At 55.6% G+C, this 593-nt stretch carries 2 rRNA genes; both read right to left on the bottom strand.

Annotated features, from left to right (window positions below):
- Positions 1-121, bottom strand: a 23S ribosomal RNA gene (locus ETC02_RS16875); the annotation flags it as partial.
- Between the two features lie 252 nt (positions 122-373).
- Positions 374-593: ribosomal RNA gene (locus tag ETC02_RS16870) — 16S ribosomal RNA — on the bottom strand; the annotation flags it as partial.

Below are 593 nucleotides of genomic sequence, written 5' to 3'. Positions count from 1 at the left end.
CCATTCGGACATCTCCGGATCAACGCTTGCTTACAGCTCCCCGGAGCGTTTCGGCGTTTGCCCCGTCCTTCATCGGCTCCTAGTGCCAAGGCATCCACCGTGCGCCCTTTCTAGCTTAACCTACAGCACTCTCGGCTTCTTCCTTATTGTCTAGCGTCGGCTCGCCGCCGCTCGGGGTCAAATAACCTTCGCCTTCCGGGTGCAAGCACCCTTGCAGGCGAAGAACATTTGCCCATCGCGGCGAAACACTCGCCTCCGCTTTTCCGGTTATCTAGTTTTCAAGGAACGATTTTTGTCATTGAGAGAACATGACTCGTTCCCTCAAAACTGAACGAAACAGAAGCGCGATTTGTTCTTCGTTTTTTCACCTTAGAAAGGAGGTGATCCAGCCGCACCTTCCGGTACGGCTACCTTGTTACGACTTCACCCCAATCACTTGCCCCACCTTCGGCGGCTGGCTCCCTTACGGGTTACCTCACCGACTTCGGGTGTTGCAAGCTCTCGTGGTGTGACGGGCGGTGTGTACAAGGCCCGGGAACGTATTCACCGCGGCATGCTGATCCGCGATTACTAGCGATTCCGGCTTCATGCAG

It is taken from the genome of Geobacillus sp. DSP4a (assembly GCF_013096875.1).
Taxonomy (GTDB): domain Bacteria; phylum Bacillota; class Bacilli; order Bacillales; family Anoxybacillaceae; genus Geobacillus; species Geobacillus thermophilus.
Note: the sequence above shows the minus strand (reverse complement) of the source record. Positions and strands in the feature narration are given on the sequence as shown.